The sequence below is a fragment of the Streptococcus mitis subsp. hohhotensis genome, from assembly GCF_000722775.1.
Taxonomy (GTDB): domain Bacteria; phylum Bacillota; class Bacilli; order Lactobacillales; family Streptococcaceae; genus Streptococcus; species Streptococcus carlssonii.
Map to the genome: position 1 here is coordinate 925,564 of NZ_JPFZ01000009.1, position 21,600 is coordinate 947,163.

At 41.5% G+C, this 21,600-nt stretch carries 20 protein-coding genes and 1 pseudogene; all 21 read right to left on the minus strand.

The window, feature by feature from the left end; genetic code table 11:
* Positions 1 to 65: 65 nt before the first annotated feature.
* The gene (locus SK608_RS07140; protein WP_033677667.1) at positions 66 to 1,757 is read right to left on the minus strand and encodes a cache domain-containing sensor histidine kinase; all 1,692 of its coding nucleotides are present in this window, start codon (positions 1,755 to 1,757) and stop codon (positions 66 to 68) included.
* Positions 1,754 to 2,491 (minus strand): response regulator transcription factor, encoded by a 738-nt coding sequence (locus SK608_RS07145; RefSeq protein ID WP_000222629.1) that lies wholly within the window; start codon positions 2,489 to 2,491, stop codon positions 1,754 to 1,756. Before SK608_RS07145 ends, SK608_RS07140 begins: the two co-directional genes overlap by 4 nt.
* Positions 2,492 to 2,561: 70 nt before the next feature.
* Entirely contained in the window at positions 2,562 to 3,674 is a 1,113-nt protein-coding gene (gene msrB / locus SK608_RS07150) for a peptide-methionine (R)-S-oxide reductase MsrB (protein WP_000998572.1), read from the minus strand.
* Between the two features lie 9 nt (positions 3,675 to 3,683).
* Positions 3,684 to 4,247, minus strand: coding sequence for a redoxin family protein (locus tag SK608_RS07155; protein ID WP_000759252.1), 564 nt, complete (start codon positions 4,245 to 4,247; stop codon positions 3,684 to 3,686).
* Positions 4,248 to 4,260: 13 nt separating this feature from the next.
* Positions 4,261 to 4,971 (minus strand): thiol-disulfide oxidoreductase-associated membrane protein CcdA2, encoded by a 711-nt coding sequence (ccdA2, locus tag SK608_RS07160; protein WP_000368754.1) that lies wholly within the window; start codon positions 4,969 to 4,971, stop codon positions 4,261 to 4,263.
* Between the two features lie 329 nt (positions 4,972 to 5,300).
* Positions 5,301 to 6,200, minus strand: coding sequence for an Rpn family recombination-promoting nuclease/putative transposase (locus tag SK608_RS07165; RefSeq protein ID WP_033677670.1), 900 nt, complete (start codon positions 6,198 to 6,200; stop codon positions 5,301 to 5,303).
* A gap of 141 nt (positions 6,201 to 6,341) precedes the next feature.
* A pseudogene (locus SK608_RS07170) lies at positions 6,342 to 6,893 on the minus strand (GNAT family N-acetyltransferase).
* A 347-nt stretch (positions 6,894 to 7,240) separates the two neighbouring features.
* Positions 7,241 to 8,065 carry an NAD(+) synthase gene (gene nadE / locus SK608_RS07175; RefSeq protein WP_033677672.1) on the minus strand — a complete coding sequence of 275 codons (825 nt, stop codon included), beginning with the start codon at positions 8,063 to 8,065 and terminating at the stop codon, positions 7,241 to 7,243.
* Complete coding sequence (locus tag SK608_RS07180) at positions 8,062 to 9,522, minus strand: nicotinate phosphoribosyltransferase (RefSeq protein ID WP_033677674.1); 1,461 nt, start codon at positions 9,520 to 9,522, stop codon at positions 8,062 to 8,064. Before SK608_RS07180 ends, nadE begins: the two co-directional genes overlap by 4 nt.
* Positions 9,523 to 9,637: 115 nt before the next feature.
* Complete coding sequence (locus SK608_RS07185) at positions 9,638 to 10,126, minus strand: DUF6773 family protein (RefSeq protein ID WP_000247409.1); 489 nt, start codon at positions 10,124 to 10,126, stop codon at positions 9,638 to 9,640.
* Positions 10,116 to 10,589 carry a DUF6773 family protein gene (locus tag SK608_RS07190; protein ID WP_000797307.1) on the minus strand — a complete coding sequence of 158 codons (474 nt, stop codon included), beginning with the start codon at positions 10,587 to 10,589 and terminating at the stop codon, positions 10,116 to 10,118. Before SK608_RS07190 ends, SK608_RS07185 begins: the two co-directional genes overlap by 11 nt.
* Positions 10,579 to 10,788: a helix-turn-helix transcriptional regulator gene (locus tag SK608_RS07195; protein WP_000164725.1), complete on the minus strand. Its 210-nt coding sequence runs from the start codon at positions 10,786 to 10,788 to the stop codon at positions 10,579 to 10,581. Before SK608_RS07195 ends, SK608_RS07190 begins: the two co-directional genes overlap by 11 nt.
* Before the next feature lie 198 nt (positions 10,789 to 10,986).
* A complete protein-coding gene (locus SK608_RS07200) occupies positions 10,987 to 11,397 on the minus strand; it encodes a GNAT family N-acetyltransferase (RefSeq protein ID WP_082242443.1) in 411 nt (136 codons plus the stop codon).
* A gap of 98 nt (positions 11,398 to 11,495) precedes the next feature.
* Positions 11,496 to 12,833, minus strand: a complete 1,338-nt coding sequence (locus SK608_RS07205; RefSeq protein WP_033677676.1) for an amino acid permease — start codon at positions 12,831 to 12,833, stop codon at positions 11,496 to 11,498.
* A gap of 212 nt (positions 12,834 to 13,045) precedes the next feature.
* On the minus strand, positions 13,046 to 13,528 hold the full coding sequence (greA, locus tag SK608_RS07210; RefSeq protein WP_000818750.1) for a transcription elongation factor GreA: 483 nt from the start codon (positions 13,526 to 13,528) through the stop codon (positions 13,046 to 13,048).
* A 61-nt stretch (positions 13,529 to 13,589) separates the two neighbouring features.
* Complete coding sequence (gene mltG / locus SK608_RS07215) at positions 13,590 to 15,332, minus strand: endolytic transglycosylase MltG (RefSeq protein WP_033677677.1); 1,743 nt, start codon at positions 15,330 to 15,332, stop codon at positions 13,590 to 13,592.
* 80 nt (positions 15,333 to 15,412) lie between these two features.
* The gene (locus SK608_RS07220) at positions 15,413 to 15,907 is read right to left on the minus strand and encodes a GNAT family N-acetyltransferase (RefSeq protein ID WP_033677680.1); all 495 of its coding nucleotides are present in this window, start codon (positions 15,905 to 15,907) and stop codon (positions 15,413 to 15,415) included.
* Positions 15,883 to 16,365 carry a GNAT family N-acetyltransferase gene (locus tag SK608_RS07225; RefSeq protein ID WP_033677682.1) on the minus strand — a complete coding sequence of 161 codons (483 nt, stop codon included), beginning with the start codon at positions 16,363 to 16,365 and terminating at the stop codon, positions 15,883 to 15,885. Before SK608_RS07225 ends, SK608_RS07220 begins: the two co-directional genes overlap by 25 nt.
* A gap of 9 nt (positions 16,366 to 16,374) precedes the next feature.
* Positions 16,375 to 17,709, minus strand: a complete 1,335-nt coding sequence (murC, locus tag SK608_RS07230; RefSeq protein WP_033677684.1) for a UDP-N-acetylmuramate--L-alanine ligase — start codon at positions 17,707 to 17,709, stop codon at positions 16,375 to 16,377.
* 10 nt (positions 17,710 to 17,719) lie between these two features.
* Complete coding sequence (locus SK608_RS07235; protein ID WP_033677692.1) at positions 17,720 to 18,337, minus strand: divisome accessory protein ZapJ; 618 nt, start codon at positions 18,335 to 18,337, stop codon at positions 17,720 to 17,722.
* Positions 18,338 to 18,384: 47 nt separating this feature from the next.
* Positions 18,385 to 21,483, minus strand: a complete 3,099-nt coding sequence (locus SK608_RS07240; protein WP_033677694.1) for a pilus expression-regulating Snf2 family helicase — start codon at positions 21,481 to 21,483, stop codon at positions 18,385 to 18,387.
* Between the last annotated feature and the right edge of the window lie 117 nt (positions 21,484 to 21,600).

Genomic DNA, 21,600 nt, shown 5'->3' on the forward strand with positions numbered 1-21,600 from the left:
TAGCAAGATAGACAACCTAGAAAGCTTGCCCAATTACGCATAAAACTCCCAGAATTGACTGGGAGTTAGCTAGTTTCTATTCTATTTATGTATATTTCAACTGTCGTACCTTTTGAGGGAATAGAATCAATCTTCATTTGGTAATCTTCTCCAAAATGAAGTTTGAGCCGCTGATCAACATTTTGAAGACCAACTCCCCCACGTTTGAGTTGACTTTGACTACTATCGCTAGCATCTTGGAAACCAACGCCATCATCCTCAATACGGATGACCAATCCTGAATCCTGTTTCTGAACAGAAACTTTAATATGACCCTGACCTTCTTTTTCCTTAATGCCATGGTAAAGGGCATTTTCTACCAAGGGTTGTAACACCAGCTTGGGCAAGACTAAATTATCAAAGGCAGGATTTTCATCAATCTCATATTCCAGCTTATCTCCATAGCGTTGTTTCTGGATAAAGAGATACTGGCGAACATGATTGATTTCGTCAGACAGAGAAATCAAGTCCTTGCCTTGATTGAGCGCTAGGCGGAAATAGGTTGCCAAAGACTTGGTCACCTGCACCACTCGCTGACTATCTTGAAATTCAGCCATCCAGATGATGGTGTCCAAAGTGTTATAGAGGAAATGCGGATTAATCTGACTTGATAGGGCTTGAAGTTGGTACTGACGGGTCGTTTCTTCCTGCCTGCGAATATCTGCCATCAGCTGATCAATCTGATCCAACATGGCATTGAACTGACGAGTCACTTCTCTCAGTTCATAAGCACCAACTTCCTTGGCACGAAGATTCTGATTACCAGAAGCGATTTCCAGCATAGTTTCTCTCAAGTCATTCAGAGGAGCAATCCAGCGTTTGAGACTGAACCACACCAAGCAGAGACAGGCAAAAAGAGATGTGAAACTGGCTACAAGCAAGGTCAACATGAGTTGACTCCGAACCTGGTCTAACTTCTCCAACGAAGACACGCCAAGCACCGTCCAATCAGTTCCAGCAATCTTTTCTTGACTGACATAGGATTGGTGGTCTGGAGTGTAACCCTGCCCTGTCTTAATATAGGGTTTCATGACCTCCATTTCGCTAGACGAGCTGTAAACTGTATGTTGAGGATGGTAGACAAATTCATGATTTTCATTGATGATAAAGGCAAAACCCTGCTGGCCCAACTGTAGCTGGTTGAGATAGGCTTCCAGAGTTTCATAAGAAATATCCAAACGAAGTACACCCAGATTGGCTCCCTTTGCATCAACAAGTTCTTGAGTGACAGAAATGACCCACTGACTATCTGATTTACGAGCTGGAGTCAAAACGGGCTTAGCCCCCTGATGAATGGCCTTTTGGTACCAATCCTCAGCCATCATATCAGAGGAAGTTTTCATTTGCACACTATCATCTGTAGAAATGACCTGACCTGATTTGGTGACCAGAACTACCGTTTTCAAGTCTTGGTCTGCCTTTAAGATGGTCAAAAACAGATTTCGGATTCCCTTGACCTTGTCTTGACTGGGATTCTCAGCATAGGCTAGGACATCCGTCTGCTGGGTCAAACTAGTCGAGGTGGTTTCTAATTTTTTGATATAAGACTGGATAAAGTGGCTAGTTTGGCTGATAGTCGTCTGGCTATTGCCTTCAATGGTAGCCTCAATAGCTGATGAACTAGATTGATAGTAGAAAGTCCCAACCAGAGCTAGGAGAATGAGAAAGACCAGAAAGATGGAAATAACCATTCTGACTAGAAGAGAAGAACGCTTCATCGACCTCCCCCTTTCTTAAACTGACGAGGTGTCACACCTGCAATCTGTTTAAAACGTTGGGTAAAGTAGTTCATATCTTCAAAACCAACCTTTTCTGCGATCTCATAAATCTTCAAATCTGTAGTTAAAAGCAAGAGCTTGGCTTGTTTGACACGTTCTCTCACCAGATAATCCTGAAAAGGTAGGCCCAACTCTTTCTTAATCAAAGAACTCAGATAAGTCGGACTAAAGCCCAAGTCACTGGCCAAAGACTTTAAACTAAACTGGCTATCAGCCAGATGGGACTGGATTTTCTGGGCCATGTTTCCTTCAAACTTATCAGTTAATAAATCTTGTAACTGCTCTTCTTTTTCTTCCTTATCCAACTTTTGCTTGATTTTCCTCAACATTTCCTCAATATCCTGACGAGAAAAGGGCTTGAGCAGGTAGTCATCCACACCGAGTTTGACGGCAGACAAGGCATAATCAAAATCATCGTAGCCAGTTAAAAAAACCAAATGCACCTGAGGATAGGTTTCTCGGACCAGACTGGCTAACTGGATGCCATTTAGCTGAGGCATGTTGATATCGGTTAAAATGATATCTGGCACCTGCTTTTGTATCAATTCCCAAGCCTGTCTTCCATTTTCAGCTTGACCGATGATTTCCATATCGTAGGCTGCTACATTAACCAGTTTGGTCAAGCCTTGTCTTACCAGATATTCATCTTCTACAATTAAGATTGTATAGGTCATGCTTCTCTCCTTTGTCACTTACTAGTATCAGTATAGCAAAATTCTCCTCTAACTGCTTAGGAAAGCCCTCTTAATCGACATAATCTAGTAAATAAGCGTAGCCTTTTTCTTCCATTTGGTCTTTGGGAATAAAGCGGATAGAAAGGCTATTGATACAGTAGCGCAAGCCACCCTTGTCCTGTGGTCCATCCGTAAAGACATGGCCAAGGTGAGAATCTCCAACTCGGCTCCGCACTTCCATGCGTGTCATATTGTAAGACTTATCTTCCTTGTAGGTAGCCACATCTGGACTGATGGGTTGGGTGAAACTAGGCCATCCGCAACCAGACTCAAACTTATCCTTTGATGAAAAGAGGGGTTCGCCAGTTGCTACATCCACATAGATACCAGATTCAAATTTATCCCAGTAACGGTTTGAGAAAGCCCGTTCTGTTTGATTTTTCTGGGTAACTGCATACTCCTCAGGTGACAGGGTCTTTTTCAATTCCTCATCACTTGGTTTGGGGTATTTGCTGGCATCGATGACGGGGTAGGCCGCCTGATTAACATTGATATGGCAGTAGCCATTTGGATTTTTCTTGAGATAGTCTTGGTGGTAATCCTCAGCCACTACAAAATTCTTCAAGGCCTCCTTTTCAACTGCTAGAGGTTGGTCGTATTTCTTAGCCACCTCATCAAAGACCTGGTTAATCACCTCTAAATCCTTGTCATCTGTGTAATAAACACCAGTACGGTACTGGGTTCCCACATCATTTCCTTGTTTATTTTTGCTGGTTGGATTGATAATACGGAAGTAATGAAGCAGGATTTCCTTGAGGGAAATTTGCTTGGCATCATAGGTGACATGAACAGTCTCCGCATGACCTGTTTGATTAATCAACTCGTACTTGGTTGTTTCCCCTCTACCATTTGCATAGCCTGAAACGGCATCCGTCACTCCGGGAACTCGAGAAAAATACTCCTCAACTCCCCAGAAACATCCCCCAGCTAGATAAATTTCGTGCAAGTCTGCATCTTTACTCACTTCTCTTTTTTTCACTGTTTTTCCTCCTTGGCTAACTGCCGCTTTCTCAATTTGCGAGCTATCTGTCTGCCCTGCATTTCGCATCAATAGAAAATAGAAACCGGTTATGGCTAGGAAAAAGATTCCTGCCAAGACAAACAATTTTACTTTATCATTCATGACCTTTCTCTACCCCATTTCTTTCAATGTTTTTAAAATCATATCCTTATCCATAAAACCAGGTTGCGTTTTGACTAGCTTACCTTCCTTGTCTATAAAGGCTTGAGTTGGATAAGAACGAACACCATAACTTTCCAAAAGTTTGCCTGACGGATCAATTAGAACTGGGAAATTTTTATAATCCAAGCCCTTGTACCAGTTCTTAAAGTCAGCTTCTGCTTGTTCACCCTTATGTCCTGGTGACACTACCGTCAAGACCACATAGTCGTCTCCAGCAGCCTTAGCAATTTCATCCGTATCTGGAAGACTGGCTAGACAGATGGAACACCAAGAAGCCCAGAATTTGAGATAGACTTTCTTTCCCTTGTAATCAGACAAGCTGTATGTCTTGCCATCTACTCCTGTCAGTTCGAAATCAGCAACTATCTGACCCTTGGTGGCAGTTTGTGAACTGACTTGTTCTGTTTTGGTTTGCTCCTTCATAGTAGCTTCGTCTGACATATTTTTAGCCGAACAGGCTGCCAAGCAACAGATTGAGCCGACTCCAAGGAGACATGTTTGCCATTTTTTCATTTCTCTTTCCTCTCTATTCAAATAATGTAGTCAAAATGGAAGCATTTCCCAAAAGCACCAAGATTCCCATCACGATAATGAGGAAACCACCCACTTTTTTGAAGGTTCCGAGATAAGGATGGAGCTTTCGGAAATGTTTCAAAACATAGCTGGAGGCTAGAGCTAGAAGCAAGAATGGTAGTGCCAAACCCAGCGTGTAAACCAACATGAGACCAGCTCCCTGCCAAGCACCTGAACCACCTGAAGCCGCCAAGGCTAAAACAGAGGCCAGAACCGGCCCTACACATGGCGTCCAAGCAAAACTAAAAGTCAATCCTAGTAAAAATGCCTGACTATAGCCCTTCCCCTTTTGCCCCTGTCTCTGTAATTGTAGCCTTCTTTCCTTGTAAAGTTCCTGAAAATGTAAGACTTCCATCTGGTGCAAGCCTAAGAGAATGATAACCGCACCCGTCACATACTGAAACCAAGAAGCATAAAGCAAATTGCCTAAAAAACCAGCTCCATAACCCAGCAAGATAAAAATAAAGGAAATCCCCGCTATAAAGGCCAGAGTTCGCAATAAACTGACAACTGAGATTAAAAATTTGCCACTAGAAGCCTGAGAACTATCTTTGTCATCCAGTAAGACCCCTGCATAGACCGGTAACAAGGGTAAAATACAAGGAGAAAAGAAGGAAAGAATTCCAGCAAGAAAAACACTGATAAAAAAGATTATATTATCCATTGCCTTCCTCCATTCTTTGATTTGATAGGACTATTATAGACCCAAAACTCCAGAAAAAACAGGGACAATGATAGGGAAAAATAGGAATTTAATCAGGTTATACTTCAAATAAATCAAAAAAACATGAGTAAAAGGGTAAGCTATCTTAGTTTTTTGAGCCAACATTTAGTAAATTAAAAAACAGATTCTTCCATCTATCGCGGAAAAATCTGTCATTGATTTACTGATTTACAAAAACTCCAACCACGGTTTACGAACCTTATCTTTGCTGGTTCCTCTGTATTTTTTTAGTTCTAAGAACGCCATTTTGACCATTATTGGTAATAGTCTTACAGCAAGGCCTCAAACTCAGCAACGGTCATTCCCAATTGCTGGCTGGCAACCTCAGGTGTTAGAAGACCTTGGCGAACTAGATTTACTAAACCTACTTTTAACCCCTCTTCGATCCCCTCTGCACGGCCACGTTCTAATCCTTTTTCTTCAGCTTGTTCCAAGGCATAGTCCTGTGCCAACAATGCCTGTTCTTCTCGCATACGTAGCTGACTAAACATTTTCCTGTCCTCCTCGGACCAGCTCTTGTAGTCCAGCAGTTGGTCTGCTTGGCTGATGGCTCGCTCGGGTTCTTGGGTAAAGGGCTTATTACCGAAAAACTCCAACCACGGCTTGCGAACCTCGTCTTTGCTGGTTTCTCTGTATTTTTTTAATTCCAAGAATGCCATCTTGACCAGATGGTTTTCTTGACCATTATTTGTGATAGTTAAGACTTCACCTGTCGTGTCCTCTCGCATACTAAAGCTGTGAAAAGCCAAGTCATCTTGAAAGTAGTTGCTGTCCACAATAGCAATAGCATAAACTGGTGCGATGTGTTTGTAACTCTGGTGTGTATCACCTTCTCGTTGACGAATTTTTTCTAGGTTTTGATTGACCTGACTGCACAGGTAAGCCCACAGGCGATTGATGAAAAAATTCTGATGATGAACTTGAATTTCAATGATAACTTGCGTACCATTATCCAACTCCGCCAAGACGTCTATACTGGTATAGAAATCCTGTGCCGAGTAAGGCATGGAAGGCAAGACATGAATATTGCTTCCCTCCAAAATGGTCACATTTTTGGCTGGTAAATCCAACATATCGCGAATAAATTGACAAGTGATTTCTGGATTGCTAAAAATCTTCTTAGCAACCAAATCGTTGGTCGGGCTAATGCCCGGATGACGTACAGTCATATTTCTTCTCCTTTCATTATAGCACATTTTTAAATCTAGGTTTACTAGATTCACTGCTACTATCTATTTATTCGGAAAAGAAAGGATAAATGAAATAGTATATAAAAAATAAGAACAACGGATAATCGATAAATGTTAAGCTTATCTATTCTCCTTGCTTATCTGATAATAAATAAGGTCCGCAAGATAGCCTTCTCTCTCTACACCATTGGTAATAGTCTTTAGATAGGACATTCCAGCCTTCTCCATGACACGACCTGAAGCTGGATTGAGACTGGCATAACGTGCCTTGACTTCTTGAAAACCTGCTTGAGTAAAACAAAAGTCCAAGACAGCTTTCAATGCCTCTGTCATAATCCCATGTCCTCAGTAAGCCTTGCCTAGCACATAGCCAATTTCACAAGAAGAATTGTTCTCATCTATTGCAACGATGCTGATATCTCCTATCACTTGTTTTGGGTCTTCTTTGAGGCAAATGGCCCATTTGTAATAGTTGGGATTAGTATAGGAGGCAACCCAATTTCGAATCGAGTTTCGAGTGATTTCGACATTAGAATGGGGATCCCAGGTAACATAGGTCAGATTCTCAGCGGATGAAGCCCAATTCTGAAACATGGCTTCTGCATCACTTTCCACAAATCTTCTCAAAATCAAACGTTCTGTCTGTAATATTTGCGTACCGATTGCTTTCATGACGCTACCTCGCTTTCTGATAGATGATTCTATGTCCAATCTCAATTTAAATTTATTTTGCTTTTGAATTTCAAGGTAATAAGCTAAAAAGGTCCACTGGACCTTCTTCGCTTTCTTATTTCTAGGCTCAGGGTAAAAAGACTAAACTCAGTAATAACTAAAAAACAAGTTTTTCATCTAGTTCCTTGACGCAGCCGCTGTCTGGTTTGAAATGCGCTCTAGCAAGCTTTTTCAAACCTAGTCATCGTAGCGGGGGTGAGACGACGAAATCGAACTCTGTGAGTTACCAGACCTACTCTCACTTTCTTATTTCAAGGTGAGAGGCTGAAAACCTCCACTGGAGGTTTTTACTCCCAAAAGTCATCGAATACGGTGATGGGTAAGTGGCGTTTGTGTTGGCCTTTGTGCCACCAGTTTTCGATTCTTGCTTGGGCTTCTGGGTTAATTGTTTTGCCTTCTAGGTAGTCGTCAATCTCTTCATAGGTGACTCCGAGGGCTACTTCGTCAGCTAGGCCTGGTTTGTCTTCTTCTAGGTCTGCTGTTGGGATTTTTTCATAAAGTGCTGGGTCTGCACCAAGTTCCTTCAAGAGTTGTTTTCCTTGACGTTTATTGAGGCGGTAAAGAGGGAGAATATCCGCACCACCGTCACCAAACTTGGTAAAGAAACCTGTGATATTTTCCGCGGCGTGGTCTGTTCCAATGACCGCTCCGCTATGGGAACCAGCAAGGGCATACTGAGCAATCATACGGCAACGAGCCTTGATATTTCCCTTGTTGAAGTCTGAAACAGGGCTTCCTGTCGCTTCAACTGCAGCTGTCATGGCGTCAGCTGATTCCTTGATATTGACGACTAAACTGACATCAGGCTGGATAAAGGCAAGGGCTTTTTGAGCATCTGCTTCATCAGCTTGCACTCCATATGGCAGGCGGATAGCGATAAATTTGTAGCTGTCATCACCCGTCTCTGCTCGCAGTTCTTCCATAGCTAATTGGGCCAATCGACCTGCTAAGGTTGAGTCTTGTCCCCCAGAAATCCCAAGTACAAAGGTTTTAAGAAAGGGATGTTTTTTCAGGTATCTTTTTAAGAAATCAATGGAACGACGGATTTCTTCCTGGGCATCAATCACTGGTTTGACACCCAGCTCTTGGATAATCGTTTCTTGCAAACTCATTCTTCTTCTCCTTCACCAAGAGCTTCCTTGCGCATTTTGTCAATCAAGTCCATCTTGTCTTGCCATACATCACGCGCCAAATCCACTGGATAATGCTGCGGATTGAGCACGCGCTTGTACTCATCCCAAAGCTTGTCAAATTCCTTACGAGCATAGTCCTGAATCTCAGTCAAACTAGGCAGGTTGTAAATCAATTTTCCGTCTTTGAAGATATCCACCAAGAGAGGCACAGCATCAAAATTACGAACGGTCTTCTTGATGTAGGTATAAGTCGGATGGAACATCTTGATTTCTGTCATGCTGGCAACATCCACACCATCATAAGTGATATAATCGCCTTCTGACTTACCTTTTTCACGACTGGTAATGCGCCACACCTGCTTCTTACCTGGCGTAGATACTTTTTCTGCATTATTAGACAGCTTAATGGTATTGCGCATCTGACCATTTTCATCTTCGATTGCAACAATCTTATAAACCGCCCCAAGAGCTGGTTGGTCATAGGCTGTAATCAGCTTGGTACCCACACCCCAGACATCAATCTTGGCCTTTTGCATCTTGAGGTTGAGGATAGTATTTTCGTCCAAATCATTAGAAGCATAAATCTTAGCCTCTGTAAATCCAGCCTCGTCCAGTTGCTGACGAACTTTCTTGGAAATGTAGGCAATATCCCCAGAGTCAATCCGCACACCCATAAAGTTAATCTGATCGCCCAGTTCACGCGCCACCTGAATGGCAGCTGGAACTCCGATGCGAAGGGTGTCATAGGTATCCACAAGAAAGACGCAATTTTTGTGGGTCGCAGCATAAGCCTTAAAGGCCTCATAGTCGTTACCATAAACCTGTACTAAGGCATGAGCATGAGTACCCAAGACAGGAATGTCAAAGAGTTTACCAGCACGCACGTTGCTGGTCCCATTGGCACCACCAATCACCGCTGCGCGTGTTCCCCAGATAGCTGCATCCATTTCTTGAGCCCGACGTGTCCCAAACTCCATCAAAGGCTCATCTTCAATGACTGAACGAATACGAGCTGCCTTAGTCGCCACCAAGGTCTGGTAGTTGACGATGTTCAAAAGAGCCGTTTCGACCAATTGACATTGGGCTAGAGGGCCTTCCACCTGCACAATCGGTTCATTAGCAAAGACCAAGTCCCCTTCTTGGGCAGAACGAACGGTCAACTCCAACTTGAAATTGCGAAGATAGTCCAAGAATGCCCCATGATAGCCTAGCGACTCCAAATAGGCAATATCACTATCTGAAAAATGCAAATCTTCAAGATAACTCACAATTCTTTCCAAACCTGCAAAAACCGCATAGCCGTTCTTAAAAGGCTGTTGGCGGAAATAAACCTCAAAGACCGCCTTTTTATTGTGAATCCCTTGGTCAAAGTAAACCTGCATCATGTTGATCTGGTACAAGTCCGTGTGCAATGTCAAACTATCATCTGGATACATACTTTTCCTACTTCCTTAGCTAGAAATACATGAAAATTTTCAAGAACTTTCATGTATTCCAATAAATTAGTACTATTATAACACATTTTGGCTGGATTGAGAAAAGAGTAACAAGCTATTCTCCACTCTCCAGTTCATCCATATCTTGTTCAAACTTTTTCTGAGCCCATTCGCCATAGCTCTTCAGACCAAGATTGCCGATAAAAACCCAAGGAAGGTAAATGACATAAGTAATTGCCCAAGCAGATAGGTATTTAAGGTTCAAAGGATTGTGCTGATAAATTTCTATATTGAATTGATAATTCTGCAACATCAAAAGAGCCGTAATCGCCAAGGTTAGGAAAAAACAACCCAAAATCGTAAAATGAAAACGACTATAGTAGGTCACTCCCAGATAACGGGCACGATTGAAAAAGAAGAAAATTCCTACTATCAGAGTATAGACTAGAAAATTCGAATTAAAAAGAGATGGAGCCAACACTGCCACCAAATAGCTTAGAAGTACAAGCCCAATAAAGAGTGAAAAAGACTCTGCCCCAGCTTTATTGATTAGTTGTTCTTCTCTTTCGTCAAGTAATTGATAATGAATGAATTTATTTACCATCTTCTTCCTCCCAAACTTGCTGATTTCTGCGATTCAAGTATAGGATAACTCTATCCATAGAAAAACTCCCAACGAGATAGATGATAACTGCTAGAACCACTTTTAGGGAGTACTTCCAAGTCAATAGATTGACCAGTTCCTCGCGATTGCCAACGATATCAATCAATAAAATCACTATAGAGAATCCCAAAGCAGATAAAATTCTTTCTTTTCCAGTATTCTCAACAATATCTCGAATGTCAATTCCAACATACATGCGGCGAATAATGGCATACAAACCGACTCCAATCAATAAAAGTAATTCTGGTAAATAGGACAAAAGTGTTAAATTGAAAATATAAACTTTGGCAAAAATTTCCAGTGCCAAAAATAGGCAAATTCCCAAGAGAATTTCTCCTGAAATGTTTCCGTCCAATTTTTCCGTACGTTCATCTTTAATCACAAGTTTCTTTCTATTTTTCATCTTCTTCCTCCCAAAATAATTGATCTAAAGTTTTGCCTAAGCATCTGCAAATGGACTGGCAGAGGGAGAGACTAGGATTGTATTTCCCAGCTTCAATCAGACCTATAGTCTGCCTAGTAACACCTACAGCTTCTGCCAAATCCCCTTGTGTTAAATCACGCTCCACCCGAGCTAATTTTAATTTTAAATTTTTAGTCACTAGCGTCCTCCTTCAACATTTTAAAAAGTTGCGCTTCTTTTAAAAATATTATACCATATATCTAACTTAATGCAATATATAAATGTCATTTTGTAATATTTTATTAACAAAAAAACTCTCTATCATCTTACATGATAAAGAGTATTCGTTCTTATTTGATACTTAGCTAAGCTCCTCTTCAAAGGATAGAAGTCTAGGTCACAAATCCTTTTGGTAATAATATCTTTGCCCAATGTAGGGATAGTCTTGTAAGGTAAAGACTTCTTTGTAGCCATGCCTTTTATAAAAATCTGGAGCTTGAAACTGGTAGGTATTGACAAAAGCAAAACGACAGTTTCGATTCTTAGCTTCAGTTTCTGCTTGCTGCAATAGCTTTGAACCGATTCCTTGCCTTCTCAGTTCCTCTTTTACAAATAAATACTCGATTTCTAGCCAATTTCCAAAAGTCTCTGCTATCAAACCTGCCAGGAGATTGCCCTTTTCATCTTCGACATAAAGATTAAGTGGCTCACTTTCAGCTTCTTCTCTTTTTGAACGGTTATAAGCACGAATCAGATTCCCTATTTCTTGTGATTTATGGGATTCCTTATTTTCCAATCTAAAGTACATCTAAACCTCCTCGAAACGATTACAGCTTGATTATAGTCCTATTTCAATAGACTGTCAAACTAGAAAAACTCACCAACCTGAGTTGATGAGTCTTTAATCTATTTTCTAAATTTCCACTGGCTGTAAATCCCGAAACCGATAATCCAAATAGCTGAACCGATTGCTCCGACAAATGTAGACTCTTGTAAAAAGAGGGTTACAAAGACAAAGGCAAAGAAGAGCATGGTTAAAGGATTTAGGAAACGATAATGGGGCATGAGATAACCATCTGCCATAAAGTCTGGTGACTTGCGGTATTTAAGGTGAGCCACCATAATCAAGATATAAATGGCGATATAGACACCTGATGATGATGCCGTAATCAAGGCAAAGGCATCGGAAACACCTGGCAATACGTTGATAAAGGCTGCTAGGGCAATCAAAATTGCTGAGGCGATGATGGCATTTTGTGGTACGTTGTGACGGGAAAGAGTATCTGCCTTGATAGCCTTTAAGAATGGATTGGGCGAATCATGGGCAATCTGATACAAATGACGACCTGTTGAATAAAGGGTTGAGTTAAGGGCAGATGCTGCTGAGGTCAAAACGACGAAGTTAATCAAGGCTGCTGCCCACTTGATACCGGCTAATTCAAATACTGTAACAAAAGGTGAATCAGCAGAAGCAAGCTCACGCCAGGGAATGATAGCCATGATGGCTAAGAGGGCACCACCGTAGAAAAAGGCGATTCGCAAAGGAATTTCCTTAACAGCTTTTGGCAAGACCTGACGTGGATTTTTGGTTTCAGAAGTTGTTACTCCAATAAACTCAATCATTAGATAAGCAAAGAAAACCATCTGAAAGGCCATGACAAAGTTCACTCCACCATTTGGGAAGAGGGAGAAATTGTCGGCAATATTAGCTAAACTTGCTACTCCATGAGGTGTCTTAAAGCCTGTCAAGACCATAAAGACCCCTGTGGCAATCATGGCTAAAATAGCCACAATCTTGACCATCGCAAACCAAAACTCAACTTCACCAAAGAGCTTCACCGCAATCAGATTAACCAAGGCTAGAATGGTCAAAAATCCAATCTCAATCATCCAACTTGGCCAGCTAGGGAACCAGAACTGAACATAGTGAGCGATAGCTGTGATTTCCGCCATACCGATAAAGACAACGGATAGCCAGTAAGACCAAACTGAGAAATAACCCCAGCCCTTACCCAAATGACGCGTGATAAAGTTGATAAAGGTATGTTGCTCAGGATCTTGATAAAGCATTTCCCCAACCGCACGCATCATGAGAAACATAAAGGCTCCAGTAATCATATAAATCAGTACAATGGAAGGACCTGTTAGGCTGATAGAGCGACCTGCTCCCAAAAAGAGTCCTGTTCCAATTGTTCCCGCAATGGCCATAACCTGCACGTGACGATTGGTCAGACCACGCTCCATCTTATTTTTTTCTTCTTTGAACTCATATCGTCTCCAATTCAATTTAATTTATACTCAATGAAAATCAAAGAGCAAACTAGGAAGCTAGCCGCAGGCTGTACTTGAGTACGGCAAGGCGACGCTGACGTGGTTTGAATTTGATTTTCGAAGAGTAGCAAAATGGAAAAAGGAGTGAGTGAAGCGCATTGCCTCCCCACTCCTTTTTTCTGTTTTTAGGCTGTTTTTTCAACTTTCAAGATTTTTACATCATAACTACCAACAGGTGTTTCAATAGTTGCTGTGTCACCTGTTTTCTTACCAATCAAAGCTTGTCCAATTGGACTTTCATTTGAAACCTTACCTGCAAAGGCATCCGCACCAGCTGAACCTACGATAATATAAACTTCTTCTTCGTCCTCACCAATTTCTTGGATAGTGACTGTTTTACCAATCGCTACTTCGTCTTGGGCAACTGAGTCACTATTGACGATTTCAGCATAACGGATTTTTGTTTCCAAGCTAGAGATTTGTCCTTCGACAAAGGCTTGTTCATCCTTAGCCGCTTCGTATTCACTGTTTTCAGAAAGGTCACCGTATGAACGGGCAATCTTAATGCGTTCTACCACTTCTGGTCGGCGGACCAATTTCAATTCTTCTAATTCTTTTTCAAGTTTTTCCTTTTCCGCAAGGGTCATAGGATATGTTTTTTCTGCCATTTTTCTCAACTTTCTTCTGATGATATTTTCTAACTAAAATTATGTGAAGCATCACATAATTTTAGTTTGTTTGGTTTAATTTGCTGTTGACATGTTCAGCGACATTACGATCATGCTCCTCCTGAGTAGTAGCATAATAGACCTTACCATCTGTAACATTAGCTACAAAGTATAAGTTATCACTCTTAGTCTGATTAATACTTGCCTCGATGGCATCCAAGCTTGGACTATCTACTGGACCTGGCATCAAACCAGCTTTCGTATAAACATTATACGGTGAATTAATTGTCGTATCAATTCCAGCATCATCAGCAAGACTAATCTTCTGACCAAGTTTTCCTTGAGCATACAAGATGGCAATATTGCTTTGAAGTGGCATACCAAGATTCAAGCGATTGTAGAATACACCTGCAATCAACTTACGGTCTTCCGTCTTAGCTCCTTCTTTTTCGACAAGAGAAGCAATGGTCAGCAATTCATTGACCGTTAAATTCTTAGACTTAATCGTACTGTAATGAGGTGCCAAAGTCTTGTCCATAGCTGCCAACATCTCATCAATCAAGCTTTCAATAGTTGTACTTTCCTTGATAGAATATGTAGCTGGGAAGAGGAAACCTTCCAAACGGTAACGAACGCCACTTTCCTTTGTAGGCAAGCTTTCAAGTAGACTAGGATATTTGGCAACTTCTTGACTAATAAAGTTGTCATCTTGCACTTTAGCCAAGAAAGCATCCGCTGTCAAAGGCTCTTTGAAGTCACCTTGCAATTGACCTACCGCTTGTGCCATTTGATCAATCGTATAACCTTCTGGAATTGTTAAATTCGCAAGCGCAGGTTCTTGAGCTTCAGCTGTTCCACCTTTTTGCAATTCATGGATGATATCTTCTGTACTCATACTCTTTTGCAAATTGTAATAGCCAGACTTCAAATCTGAATAATTTTTATATTTTGCATAAAAAGCAAAAATCACTCCGTGTTTAATCAAACCAGACTTTTCAAGAGTTGAACCAATTGTTTGAACATTAGCTCCTTCTGGGATTTGCACTGTCACATATTGTTTAGATGAAGCATCCACAGGCTGTAAAGATGACTGAACATACTGATAACCGAAGTAAGCACCTGCTGAAATCAAACCTAGGAATATAAGTAGAGAAATGAAGAAGGCCTTAAATCCTGATTTTTTCTTCTTGGGTGACTTAACCGTCTCACGACGGCTACGACGTGGAGTTGCAGGCATTTCTTCTACAACTTTCTTTTCCACTACTGGTTTTGAAGTAGGAACTTCTCTTTTTACCTCTCTCTGAGCTTCTGTCTTATAAGAAACAGCTACCCTCGTTGGGATTTCATTAAATTCCTTTTCTACTTTTCTAGGACTAACAGGTCCTGGAGTTGGTCTTGATACTCCCTCCGCTGATGGAGTAGAAGGTCCTTCTTGACTCGGGTGACTAGAAGCAAGTGGAGCTTGTCTTACAGCCTCTTCTGCGGGAGAAGAAGGCACATCTTGACTTGGATGACTTGGAACACCAGGAGTTTCTCTTTGAATCTCATCTGCTGGAGAAGCTGGTACATCTTGACTTGGGTGAGTAGGCACGGTAGGAGCTTTTCTCATAATCTCCTCTACAGCTGATAGAGAATCTTCCATTAACTCTTCTATCGACTGGTCATTTTTAGAAGAAAATTGGGGTTTTATTGAAGCTAAATCAACTTTTTCCTGATCTTCTTCATGTTTTTTAACTCGTTCTAAATCTCGTAAAATCTGCTCTTTAAAGCTTAATTTTTCTTCTTCTCTTGACTTTTCACTCAAAAGTTTTTCCTCCTCGTTGACAATCCATAATATTATATCTTAAAAATCTAGGAAAAGCAACCTATGATGCCTTGTCTTGCCTATTTTTTAGCTTCCCAAACCATATCATACCAGGTTTCCCCTGCAAAGGTTGACTGGGACAGGCCTTCATTGACAAATCCGTGTTTTTCATAGTAGGCGATGAGATAGTCATGACAGGTTAGGTTAATGCCTTCTCTCTCATCTTCAAGAGCAACTTCTTTCAAGGCTGTTAGCAATTTCTGACCCAGTCCAAGACCCTGTACTTCCTTGGCAATAGAGAGACAGGTCACAGAGATATAGCCACCAGTCTCATGACTATAGTCTTTTATTTCTTCTGTAAAAGACTGGTCTTGTAGATAGCGGTGAGGGACAACTGGCCCTTCGATATAACCAATAATCTTACCTTCTTTTTCCGCAACCAGAAAAGAGGTCTGAATTTCTCGCAAATGTGCCTCAAAGACAGATCGAGGAATGGCTTCTTCGACTGAAAAATTCTCTAGTTCAATCTCGACAATCCGATCCAAATCTTCTAATCTTGCTTTCCTAATTTCCATTGTGCCTCCAGATAAAAGGGATTAAACCAAATCATACTATAACCCTGGCTAGTTGCATAAAGGGAAGTTTCTTCATCAATAAAACCGTTCATTTCAAAATAGTAAAGCAGCTCATCAGGACTCTCCAAACGAATCCCCTTGTACTCCAGCTCAACTGCCACCTCTTTCAAGGCTGCAAGAAGAAGTGTTCCCAAGCCCTGTCTCTGATGGTCAGACTCAATGACTAAAGAATGTACTTTTAGACATTGCGGATTGTCTGGCTGAGGACCGCTTAGAATATAGCCTAACAGTTGATTTTCATCCCTAGCTAGAAGAAAGGTATCCGCAGACTTACGGATACTTTCTTCTAAAATATGGGAAGGTTGCCGCTTTTCAGCTGGAAAAGATGAAGCCTGAAGTGCCTCCATCTCAGCCAAATCAGCATCACTTGCCTGAATGATCTTAATTGGAATTTCCATAAGAATATCCTACTGAACATTGCTTGTCAAGTTAGACAAGAGACGTTCAAATGAATATTCATAGGTTTGGATATCTCCTGCTCCCATAAAGACATAGACAGCATTGTCATGGTCAAGGAGTGGAGAAACATTTTCAACAGTGATGACTTGGTGTTTTTTGTTGATTTTTTGGGCTAGGTCTTCTACCTTAACATCACCATGATCTACTTCACGAGCTGACCCATAAATTTGCGCTAGGTAAACAGCATCCGCTTGGTTCAAAGCGTGAGCAAATTCGTCCAACAAGGCGATGGTTCTTGTAAAAGTATGCGGTTGGAAGACTGCTACAATTTCCTTGCTTGGGTATTTCTGACGAGCCGCATCCAAGGTCGCAATAATTTCTGTTGGATGGTGGGCAAAGTCATCGATAATCACTGTGTCATTGACAATTTTCTCAGTGAAACGACGCTTAACACCGGCAAATGTTTTCAAGTGCTCACGCACCAAGTTCAAATCAAATCCTGCTGTGTAAAGAAGACCAATAACGGCTGTCGCATTCATGATATTGTGACGACCAAAGGTTGGGATGTGGAATTGACCCAATTCTTGTCCACGGAAATGAACGGTGAAGGTTGAACCAGTTGTTGAACGAAGAAGCTCACTAGCTACAAAATCATTACCTTCTGCTTCAAAACCATAATAATAAATTGGTGCATCAGACGTAATTTTACGCAATTCTGCATCTTCACCATAGACAAAAAGACCCTTGGTAATTTGTTTGGCATAGTCATTAAAGGCATTGAAAACATCCTCTAGACTTGTGAAATAGTCTGGATGATCAAAGTCAATGTTGGTGATAATAGAGTATTCTGGGTGATAAGGCATAAAGTGGCGTTCATATTCGTCAGATTCAAAGACAAAATATTTGGCATTGGCCGAACCACGACCGGTCCCATCTCCAATCAAGAAGCTGGTATCTGTAATGTGAGACAAGACATGAGACAACATACCTGTCGTTGAAGTTTTTCCATGTGCTCCAGCTACTCCCATGCTAACAAAGTCACGCATAAAGCTACCTAGAAATTCATGGTAACGTTTGTAGCTGATACCATTTTGGTCTGCATAGGCAATTTCGACATTGTTATCTGGACGAAAGGCATTTCCAGCGATAATTTCCATATCACCGTCTAGATTCTTTTCATCAAAAGGAAGAATAGTAATTCCTGCCTGCTCAAGACCACGTTGAGTAAAGTAGTATTTTTCAACATCTGATCCTTGAACCTTGTGCCCCATTTGGTGCAACATCAAGGCCAAGGCACTCATCCCTGATCCCTTAATTCCGATAAAATGATATGTCTTTGGCATGTTTTCTCCCCTATTCTGTAATTCTAGTCAGATTCAACTCTTGGGCAACCCGACGTTCTTGTTCTGTTTGTTTACTTTTTTTATTGTAGATTTGGCTCTTCTTTAGAAAATCATAGTTGTTTTTCTTTGGAGCAGGTGCTGACACTTCTTCATTCTTGGTAGGGATAGAATGAACTTCTTCCGCCAAGATATAATGAGACTGGGTCAATTTTTGGCTATATTTGACAAATTCACCAGGATTTTCCTTTTGGAAAGGAGCTGTCGGTTGGTTACCCTGTCTAAGAAGACCTGATTTAGAATGACGTCTCGCACGGCTGAAATCCTGAGTTAGATAGTTAGCAGAGCGTTTCTTTTTCAAGTCTGCACGCGCTTCTTCACGCGCCACCTCTGCATAACTCTTTCCTTCTTTTTTAACCCCTAAAGGAGCTTTTTTAGGTTTCTCGACTTGCTTTTCAATCGGTTTGACTGGTGTTTCTTCAGCAATAGGAGCCCATTCTAAATAATTTTTATCTCGATACTCACCCTTGATATTACTGATCAGATCAGACTCATCGTACAAGTTCATGACTGGCATTTCAGTCAGCATGACCTCGTCATCTGACACCAATGGAAATCGTTCTTGTTTCATTTTCTATTTCCTTTCAACACTTCATTATAGCGTATTGTCTTGATTTTTCAAGTGCTGGCTTCAGAAATTCCCAAAATTTCTCTAATTTCTGCTAGGGTCAGACTACCACGTGACTCTGTGCCGTCCAATACTTGTGACACCAAATGTTTCTTCTGTTCTTGTAGTTCCTGAATTTTTTCTTCAATAGTTCCCTTGGTTACCAAGCGATAGACCTCAACCGTTTCTTCCTGTCCCATCCGATGGGCACGGCCAATGGCTTGCGCTTCCACCGCAGGATTCCACCAAAGGTCAACCAAGATAACCGTATCAGCACCTGTCAGGTTCAGACCGACACCACCAGCCTTGAGGGAAATCAGAAAGGCATCTCTTTCCCCTTGGTTAAAGGCTTTGGTCATGTCTTGTCTTTCCTTGGCTGGGGTTGAACCCGTAATTTTAAAGGAAGTCATGCCCAAGTCTGGCAATTCTTGTTCAATTTTCTCCAACATTCCCTTGAACTGAGAGAAAATCAAGACACGGTGTCCGCCGTCTGCCACCTGGACCAGCAGGTCTCGGAGACTATCCAGTTTGCCACTGGCTCCCTGATAATCTTCCATAAAGAGGGCAGGAGTGTCACAGATTTGGCGCAAGCGCATCAGACCAGATAAGATTTCCACCCGACTTCTCTGAAATTCCTGATCTGACACTTGAGCTAGACGGTCCCGCATCTGTTGCAACTGGGCTAGGTAAATAGCCTTTTGCTGGTCTTCCAGTTCATTCTTATAAACCACTTCAATCAAGTCTGGCAACTCAGTCAGAACTTCTTCTTTCTTTCGCCGCATCACGAAAGGTTTGATAAACTGAGCAACGCGCTCAGCTGGCAATTTCATAAATTCTTTCTTGCTTGGCAAGAGTCCTGGCATGACGATTTGGAAAATAGACCACAGATCACCCAGATGATTTTCAATCGGTGTCCCTGACAGGGCAAAAACTGACGGCACCACAAATTGTCTCAAGGTCTGGGCAATCTTGGTCTGGGCATTTTTCATGACCTGAGCTTCATCTAAGAAAAGGAAGTCAAAGGACATCCCCTGATAAAGCTCACTGTCCTGACGGAAGGTAGCATAGCTCGTCACATAGATTTGATGGCTCTCAGCAAGAATCTCTTCACGACTAGCTTTCAAACCATGAACAATAGCCACATCCAACTGTGGGGCAAATTTCTGAAACTCATCTGCCCAGTTGTAAATCAAACCTGACGGTGCTAAAATCAAGACTCGACTTTCTTTTGTCACTTGACTGGTCAAAAAAGCAATGGTCTGCAGGGTTTTACCCAATCCCATATCATCAGCCAAAATCCCACCAAAACCATAATGATGGAGCATTTGCAGCCAGCCGATTCCCTTTTCCTGATAATCTCGCAAATCAGCCTGAACCTGAGTTGCTTGTCTAGGGAAGTCCTCTGGATGCGTCAAATCGTGAGCCAGATTCTGGAATTCTTGTGAAAAAGAAACACTATCTCGCCCCTCAAAAAGATGAGCTAAACTGTAGGCCAAGGATTTCCGAGCCTGCAAGGCCCCATCATTTAACTCAAATTGCCCCAATTCCCGTAAATCTTGGCGAATTTTCTTGGTTTCTTCATCGAAAAAGTAGACTTGGTTAGACGAATCAATATAAAAATCTCGATTATCAACCAAGGCCTGCATAGCTTGGTCAATTTCCTCTTGGGCTATATCTTGAAAATCAAACTGGATTTCCAAGAGACCTCCCTTGGAAGCAATCTGCACTTGAGGGCTTGCTAGGTTATAGAGTTCTTCTAACTTGTCTGATAAATCAACATTCCCGAGTTTTTCAAAGACTGGAATGATTTCGTGGAAGAAATGATAAACAGACTCTGCTTTTAGGGCCTGACGCCAAGATTGAAAATCTGCTTCAAAGCCAGCTGCCAAACAGACTTGGAAAACTCTTTCTTCTAAGTCAGCATCACTCGAAAATGGTAATTCTTCTAACTCTTGTCGGCTAGATACCTGCCTATCCCCATAATCAAACTGAATTTCTAAACGAATCCGATTATCCTCTTCCCTATCAAAATAAAAAGAGGGCGCAAAAGTTTTGATTTTTAACCGTTCTGGAGCTGAAACAGTGCCCATCTGGCCAAAGAGCGTTAAACAAGAAGCTAACTTATCTCGGTCACTGCTATCAAATTGCAGGTATTTCTTTCCATGTTGATCCAAAGGCAGCGCTTTGATTTCCTTGAGAAGACGCATCTGCTGGTCTGTTAGAAAATAAACCTGTCCTTTATGGAAAAGCACAGCTCCCTGATAAAAGACATTGACCCTAGGACTCTCACTGATTTCCATTTCAAAATAATCCGAGTATTCTGTTACTGTAAAGGCAAATAGATTGGCATCAGCATGCATATCCTGAAAAAGCAGAGTCTGATAGCTATCCACTTGATGGTCAAATTGAAAATGAGGCAAGGTCATCAGTAAATTCACACCCTGCTCAAAAAAAGTCAGAGGGAAAAAGAGATGCCGACCCTGGTTTTGGAAAAAGAGGTCTGGAGCCTGTCCTTCCTCCATCAGTCCACGCAAGAAAGTCAGAAGTTCTTGGCTGGCCTCATCAAAGGTTTCCCAAGAAAGAGACTCCTCATAAATCTTGCCAATCATATAAGACTTTCTCTGCTCGACAATCCTTAAAAAGAGTGGAATATCCCGAATGACGTAGTATTTTTGGCTATTGATTTGCCCGATTCTCAGAGTCCACAAGATATGATTGGTTCCTGCTTCCACCTGACCCACAGTCGATAACTCATAGGCACGTTCTGATTTTGGAGACAAGATTCGGTCCAAAAATTTGCCACCCAAGGTCACCTTGGTTTCAACAGCCTCTTTTTCTTCATGACCTTCTTCCAGACTTTGCAAGATTTCCTGACCACGCTCATCATTTTTCAGAAAATGCTCCAACGCTGCCAAATGCACACAGTAGCCCCTCTTTTGGAAAAAATCGCAAGCACAAAAAACCAAATCATCCTCTAAACTATAGCGCAGTTCTTCTTCTGCCACGCGAGCGTAGAGCCGATTGTTCTTTTCCTTGATAATGTCAACCTTACCAGTTTCATAAAGGGCAACGCCTTCGATACGGACTTTCCCCGGAATCAATTTAGCCATATTTTTACCTTTACCTTATCTTTTTATTATACCATATTTTCCCCTATGAAAATAGCCTTCTAGGGATACTTTTCTCCTAGAAGGCTGGATTTTTTAAAGTCGTAACTTCTCAAAGTA